7 protein-coding genes are annotated in these 7,199 nt (G+C 53.0%); 2 read left to right on the forward strand and 5 right to left on the reverse strand.

The window, feature by feature from the left end; translation table 11 throughout:
• Positions 1-99: 99 nt before the first annotated feature.
• On the forward strand, positions 100-540 hold the full coding sequence (locus tag FJ146_15030; protein ID MBM4253282.1) for a hypothetical protein: 441 nt from the start codon (positions 100-102) through the stop codon (positions 538-540).
• A gap of 7 nt (positions 541-547) precedes the next feature.
• On the opposite strand, the gene FJ146_15035 is transcribed toward FJ146_15030, so the two are convergent.
• From FJ146_15035 to FJ146_15055, 5 genes are read right to left on the reverse strand one after another with little or no spacing between them, the layout of a single operon-like run.
• Positions 548-1,486: a hypothetical protein gene (locus FJ146_15035; GenBank protein ID MBM4253283.1), complete on the reverse strand. Its 939-nt coding sequence runs from the start codon at positions 1,484-1,486 to the stop codon at positions 548-550.
• Entirely contained in the window at positions 1,465-2,175 is a 711-nt protein-coding gene (locus FJ146_15040) for a hypothetical protein (GenBank protein ID MBM4253284.1), read from the reverse strand. The genes FJ146_15035 and FJ146_15040 overlap by 22 nt, the downstream gene beginning before the upstream one ends.
• Positions 2,151-3,305, reverse strand: a complete 1,155-nt coding sequence (locus tag FJ146_15045) for a type II secretion system protein (protein MBM4253285.1) — start codon at positions 3,303-3,305, stop codon at positions 2,151-2,153. Before FJ146_15045 ends, FJ146_15040 begins: the two co-directional genes overlap by 25 nt.
• Positions 3,302-4,396, reverse strand: coding sequence for a prepilin-type N-terminal cleavage/methylation domain-containing protein (locus FJ146_15050; GenBank protein MBM4253286.1), 1,095 nt, complete (start codon positions 4,394-4,396; stop codon positions 3,302-3,304). Before FJ146_15050 ends, FJ146_15045 begins: the two co-directional genes overlap by 4 nt.
• Complete coding sequence (locus FJ146_15055; GenBank protein ID MBM4253287.1) at positions 4,374-5,576, reverse strand: hypothetical protein; 1,203 nt, start codon at positions 5,574-5,576, stop codon at positions 4,374-4,376. Before FJ146_15055 ends, FJ146_15050 begins: the two co-directional genes overlap by 23 nt.
• Positions 5,577-5,678: 102 nt before the next feature.
• On the opposite strand from FJ146_15055, the gene FJ146_15060 reads away from it, so the two are divergent.
• Positions 5,679-7,199 (forward strand): methyltransferase domain-containing protein (locus FJ146_15060; GenBank protein ID MBM4253288.1); only part of this gene is annotated, 1,521 nt, incomplete at its 3' end.

Here is a 7,199-nt window from a genome sequence, read left to right on the forward strand (position 1 = left end):
TTCCCCCCCGCTGTCAACAAATAGGAAGTAGACCATTGATGGCGCCACGTCACTGGGTTTAAAATGATGTTAAGAAACTAATACACCGAGGGACCCTCCATGAAATCTACGCTGCTAGCTTTGCTCCTTTCCCTGGCACTTGGCGGATCCCTCTCTAGCACCCAGGCCCAGGCTGCGGGCATGAGCGGCACTCAAATGGGCACGGAGGAGCGCTTTCAGGATTTGTTCCTGACCGCCGGATACTGCACGGCCTTTGGTGCAGCCCTTGGGACTGCCATGCTAGCCTTCACCACCAACCCGACCGAAAATCTCCGGTTCGTCGCCGTCGGAGCGTCATTAGGCTTCATCGGCGGGTCTGCTCTCGGATCGTACATTATCTTATCGCCCCTACTGACTGACGCCGGCAACGACCACTACACGGGGAGCCTCGCCTCCGAGGGCCGCATGCCGACTCGAGGCCTCGTCATCAGACCGGCGATTGATCGCAGCACGCACCGCCTCGTGTCTATCGAGGGTGGACTGACGCTCGCTAGTTTCTGAACTTCACTTAACACTGCCATCCCTGGGCGCGCCACGTGAGCCGTACGCCCGTGTCACGGCGCAAAGTGCAGCCGGTCGCCACCGCCGCTAGGGTCACTACCGGCGCCGTGCCACTCAGGCGCATTTGTAGCGGCGCATCTGCCGCCCCCTTGGTCAGCAGTATGTTCAAGTCCTCACCATCGGCCGTGAGGTCCACCTGGCCCCCAAAGGACCACCCAGCTGCCTCGTACTTAACCGGGAGGGCGAAGTCCTTGAACCGCAACTGTCCGAGGCGGCGCGGCAACTTCACTCGCGGATATCTAATCTGAAACTCGAGATCCGCCGTCGATGCCTCCGGACTAGCGATCATCGCTGATCCCTTGATATGCATGGCGGCCGAACAACAGTCCACTGGCAACGCCAGCGGCCCTGGAGCGGCCAAATTGATGCCGAACGCCTCCAGCCAGGTGCGTAGCCGCACGTCCTTGGCTTGGAAGGACACTTCAGTCGGCGCCTCGGCAGGCTTTATCCGACCCGTAAGTAGACTGAGTTGGGGCGTCGCACCGAGTTCCGCCGTCGCTTGCGTGGCGGCGTCCCGCAGCTGCAGCTTGATCCCTAACTTGCCCCCCAAAATCTGCGGCCACAAACCAACTTGTAACTGGGTCCGCGTCAGATCGAGCCAGGGCTGTCCCTGACGCTGGATCTTTATCGAGGGGAACGTCACCTTGAGCCCTTGGACCACCGGTGCAGCCATCGTCACATTGAAGCCCGGACCGAGTTGAGACATGAGAGCTTGGATGCCTTGCTGGGTATACCGCCGCCCTTCGGGCGATGTGAAGGTGGTAGCGATCAAACGACGCACATAAAAGGACACACCCAGAGGGACCGAGATCACGAACGCGAGCGCTATCAACGCAACCATGGCCTTACGCACTGCGTCCCCCTTCAAAGGTAGTGGCTTAGCCACCGACTGATCCCATCACCTTGCCAGTAGATCACAAGCACCGCGGCCGCTGCAGCCGCCACGGCCGTCATGCGGCGACTTTTGGTCAGGACGGGTACCGATAGTAACACGGCATAAAGATTCATCTGAGCAAGGAGTGCGCCGGCCCGCACCATGCCCAAGGCGGGAAATAACACCAACGGAAAACTAAGTGCTCCGACGAACGACGCCAAATAGTCAATGACCAGCAGTTTAGTGACAGTCGCCCTGGTCGCTGCGAGTTCGCCGAGCCGCATCAGAAGCGGCAACTCCATACCGCTCAGGACGCCGATGGCAATGACCAAAGCCCCGTGCGGCATCAGGGTCACCATGGGTGGTGCCGCGCCCTGCCAGAGTGCGCTAACAGACTGCGACATCAGTGTCAGCCACAGCGGTGATCCACCTCCCAGAATGCATAGAGTCATCTCTACACGGAATAGTTTAGCTTCAACCCGGTCGCGAGCGAGCTCATCCACAGGAACTAAGGCACCGAGACCAAGAGCAAAGATGTAGACCCCAGTCGTTAGGCAATAAAAGAGTACAGTGTGACCACCTAGGATCGCCATCATCTGCGCGAGCAAGAATTCGTAATTCAGACTACAAAAAGCCAGGACAAAACACGACACCGAGAGCCGTAGTCGCGGCTTGTTCAGAAGTGATCCATTGGGCAGCATTTGAACTCCGCAGGAGGACAAACAAATCTGATCTTGGGGCTACTCTTCTTGCCGGAAGTTTCCAACGTGGGCTGGCATTTTGCAACATCAGCTTGAGCGAGATATTCTCGTGGTTTACATACGGCTCTATCACTACATTGGCGCGTGCTATTTGGCACTCTACAATCAGGTTCCCAATCACCCGTCTGAACATTTTTATTATAGCCAACTATAACTTGCCCCGGAATTATACAGTCATTGTTCAAACATTTTTCAGGAATATTTGTTTTTCGACCATTGATCATTTGGTACTTGATCTCACGGTTCTGATCGCGCTCGGGCCTGTTACTATAACAAGCGCACACTACGGCACCCGATTGGTCGTAACCAGATATAAACATATCTGGCGGACAAGATTGCTGCGGCGTATTACGGCAGGTATCCACCGATAGACTTATGGGTGTACTTGCTGCCGTTATTTTGCCGTCAGGTAGGGGATATTTGAAGTTGAATCCTTTTTCGAGCGGGTTAGCTTGTTTATTGGTCTGCTCAATGGTAAAAAAAAGATTGATGCGACTGGGTGAGGTACAAAGTGTGGCAAGAGTCGCATTTGGTGCCGCTCGATCTAGTGGACAGCTAAAGTAAAAATAAGTTTGGACAAAAAACGGGCACCGCATAAGTTGCTCATTACAATTAGGTTCCCCGTCCTTAGACCAATAGCCGCTTAACTTGATCACGTTGTCCGTGCCGGCATTCTGGATCGCAGAGTTCGATCTGGCGTAGAGACTAAATTCATTGGGACCAGGATTTGCTCGATCTATCGACATATACTGCGGCTTACAAAACACTGGTGTGGCACCCACCGCAGCGTTCATGCAGTCATCCATTTCTTTATTTCTTGGATTATTCATCTTAAAATACGTATAGGAATCCTGTAAATTCTCGCAACTACTTAGCCCCTCTTCAAGCTGACGCACAATCCTATCTTTGGCAATCTTCAGGGCGTTCAAGCGATGCTGATGTAATTTATTACCGACCAGGGTGACAACCGCTGCGCCGATGACCCCCAAAATCGAAAGACCGATCATGACCTCGATGATGGAGAAGGCCTTTTGCTGGGTTCTCATAGCTTGGTTTGCCTCATGGATCATTTGGGGGTAACGCAGCGCTGTGTAGTTGTTAAACAATTTCCAACTAGTCCACTACCCCCACTTTTCTTGCTAGCGACCGAGAGGGAATAAGTGCAGCCACTGAGGTCAAGTCCATTGAGGTATCCACCGCAGAGTTGATTCATTTGGATATTTGTCGGTGGATTGTGTCCAGAGCTGCATTTAGCCTTGAGTATGGGCGACCCGCTGCTCGTGTCAATTTCGTAGCCCCTAACCACCTGAGTTTTGTCTGGACATTCAGCTTTCTGAGGAGTGCATTGGGGCTGCCCTTTTAGTTTGGACGTCTCTACCGATCCAGGCAAGCAAGTACATGTGATGGAGCCGTCAGCCATGATCTTCGTGATTGCAGAGTTTTCGTTACAGGGATTTTTTGTCGCACGCAACTCTTGAGGAATCTCTAAGGTTGTATAGACCAGGTTATCCTTGGACCTCAGACCTAGCCCATCAATTTTCTTGTGACCAGCACTGAAAAACGTCTCGTCCTTGAGATAAATATTTTCGAGTTTGTGACTAATGCGGACCGCGGCGGCTTTAGGACATTGAGCTACCCCTAGAGGACAGATTGCAGAAAAATAGGCCGTAACTCTCCACTCAGGGCGACACTGTTTGCCAGGATTAATAGGATTAAAAGGCCCCCCGTCGTGGCAGTACTCCACGGGCTGAGCGTCTGATCCAGCAATACGGACTTTGATGGGAGAATTTTGCAGGGGATAACCTAAGATGAAAGAGATCGGATCTTTCGCATTAGTAGCTGTGCATATGGAATTATTGTCAGTGTCCAGACATTTCTCAAGCTCACGATTGCCCGGATCATCCGTGGCAAAAGCGCTTGCCGAGAAAGCCACAATTGACACTGTAGTGAGTCGCTTTAATCTTAGAGTTAATGCGTCTCGGGTGCTCATGGCTTCTAGGCGGTAACGCGTCTTGTCTAAATCGGCGAGATATACCGTGGTGGCAGCGATGATGATCCCGAGTATGCCTAGGGATATCATGACCTCTGTAAGCGTAAATCCTGTCGATGCACGTTGCTTACTGCTCACCGCATGAACCTCAGTTACAGCATTGATAGGTATAGTTCACGGTACAGTTTAATGAAAAGGCACCTGGTTGTGATTTTTTAGACGGACCTGATTGAACATTACAAGCAGGCTCCGAATTCGAAACTTGGACTAAACGGCGTGGAATAGGAATACTAGTGGGGAGATTTCCCGGAATGGTTCCACAGTTAATGGAAAGAGGGTTAAGTTGAGTACAGCCCCCCAAATTACAGCTGTACCTCACTGGTATCGTTTGCGGCTGGTCGCAATCCGCTCCTTGCCCCCGTGAATCACATTCGGCTTCACCCTTGGAGTCGATGCCCAGGAAAACATCGCCGGGGTTGAGACAACGCTTAATCTGTCCCATAGGCTCGCACTTGACACCGCGTTCCGTGGATCCTCGAGCGACGAATCCTGGGGGACAGGGGGTCATATTTTCCAGCACATTTGATAGGGCTAATTTGTTAGACCAATTTTCTCGATTAGATCCGAGTAGCGGGTTACCGGGGTTGATGATGTCAGAGGACTTCGGGATATCTCCGGCCTTAGTGAAACTCAACTTCGCGTTATTTGTTGCGTTGGCAATAGTCTTTACTTGCACCAAGGTGCGGACGGTGTATTCGCTCTTCTTACATGGTGAACCATTTACGCTTTGGCATTCCAACCAAAACCATGACGTTGCTTGAAAGATACAATCATTGCCACCAGCACACGGCTCGCCGCGTAGATTGAATTTGCCCTCGGCCGGATTATCTGAAGCGAAAATGACGGGAGGGGTGTTGGGAGGTGTGTTGGGAGGGGGCGGCTCTGGACTCACTAACTTGAATGGTTGCCATTGCAATGCGGCCAACTGACCATTCGGCAGTAATCGGGCACCATTCGGTAGCATTGCTGTGCAGTCTGGATTGCGCGGCGGCGGCGTATCAAAATCCGTATTGAGGCAATCGTGCAGGATTTTATTGACGTATTGTCCATTGGTATCTTTCAGCTCCGCCGATCTAAAGATAGCGTCATCCAGGGAGGCCATAGTCTGGAGACGGCGCCGCAGCTTATCGCGATCCGTCTTAATGCGGTCACTGCGCGTAAGCGATTGTGACTGCTCCGTCATGCGCGTGAAATACGAAATAGCTGCGCCCGTGATCGCCGCAAAGAGCATGGCGTAGATGATCGCACTACCGGACTGTTTGCGGTGTGTTCGTCTAAGGGCGCGTGACAATTAGAGTTCCTTTTGTTTTTCCGTTTTAAACAATTTTCAATTAATATCCTCACGATGTCAATCTACTAGCCGCCAAGCTGCTTTGCGGAGCGAGACCTCTAAATGTCCAAGAGGACTAATCTACTTTGCTTTTTTTATGCATCTTTCAGCATGATGTATTATCTGCTGTTCACTCGCGCCCTAGCGGAGATGACCGGCGACATTACCGTCTGGAGCGCCGTGAGCAGTGCTACCTATCTGTGCTTTCTCGGCATCGGTATCGCTCTTAGCCATAAAACTAGCCTAGCGCAGAGCCGAGCGGCAGTGGGCACGATCGAGGCCGTCAATGCCGGCTGGGGTGGCCTCGCCATGCTAGCACTGTACCTATGGCACATGATCTACCGCATCTACATGTATACCTTTGGCTACGACTTAGCCCCGATGGGTATCGATACCAAGATCGTATTTGCCACCCTGTCGCAACTGCTCCTCGGCGGCACCGGATTGATCTCGGGTGTAGCATTCGGCCTCGTGAGCCAACTAGCCTTAGGAGAACGCCTGGCGCGCCTCCAGCGTACATTGGCCATTTATCAGGTAGGCGGACTTATGGGTAGCCTCGTGCTGCTACTTGTCCTCCTACCTAAATATGAACCTATTTATATCTGCCTGGCGACGAGTATGGGCAATTTTGCTGCTGCTTTGCTTTGGCCTAAAGGGCGTGACGCTGATGACGCTGATGACTCGACATCTTCGATACCACGTCGCTACACAGCCGCTGCCGCCGTCGTCATCGTTGCCGTCGCCGTATTCACCTGGAGTTCAGATCTGGTACAGGTGCAGATAAAGAATTTTTACTACAATAGCTATAAGCTGCAGATGGCAGAGGACGGTTCGCTGACCTACGAATATCCGCTGCCATTGACTGCGTGGTTTCGCCGCGCTGCGACCTACCCCGCGATTGAGCGTCATCGGGGCCTCTATCAAACCGTCGATATCGTCAGGAATGAACCACCGAGGATACCCTTAGCGGATCGGCCGGCGGGCTGGACGCTGTTTCTCGATGGTCACTTTCAAGCATCATCGGCATACGAGGCCGACTATCACCAAGCGCTAGCACACTTACCAGCGACGGTGGCCGGTGCACCCGGGACCAACGTGCTGATCATTGGCGGTGGTGACGGCCTGCTCGCCCGCGAGCTACTACGCTATCAAAATCCCAACCTAAAGATCACTCTGGTCGACATCGATCCACTGATCCTGCAGCTTGCTGCGGAGCATGAAGATTTACGCCGCCTCAATCATAGTAGCCTCGATCATCCGCAGGTCGAGGTGATGAGTGCTGACGCGTTTCAAATGCTCCGACGCGCGCAAGACCGTTACGACCGCATCTTTGTCGACGTGCTCTTTCCCTACAACTTCGAGACGTCGCGCCTTTATTCCGTAGAGTTTTTTGAGGCGTTAAGGCGCCATCTCACGCCGTCTGGCACCGTCTCCATTTTGTCACCGGTCGAGATTGGATATGAAGTCGCGGGCGATAGCGATGACGAGGCCACTCTGACGCTGCTACGCGACACGCTGCAGGAGGCTGGATTCACCGACGTCTATCTCTACGGCGAGCAGCGGCATTCTTTCTTTCTCGCCAAG

Source organism: Deltaproteobacteria bacterium, assembly GCA_016874735.1.
Classification (GTDB): domain Bacteria; phylum Bdellovibrionota_B; class Oligoflexia; order Oligoflexales; family CAIYRB01; genus CAIYRB01.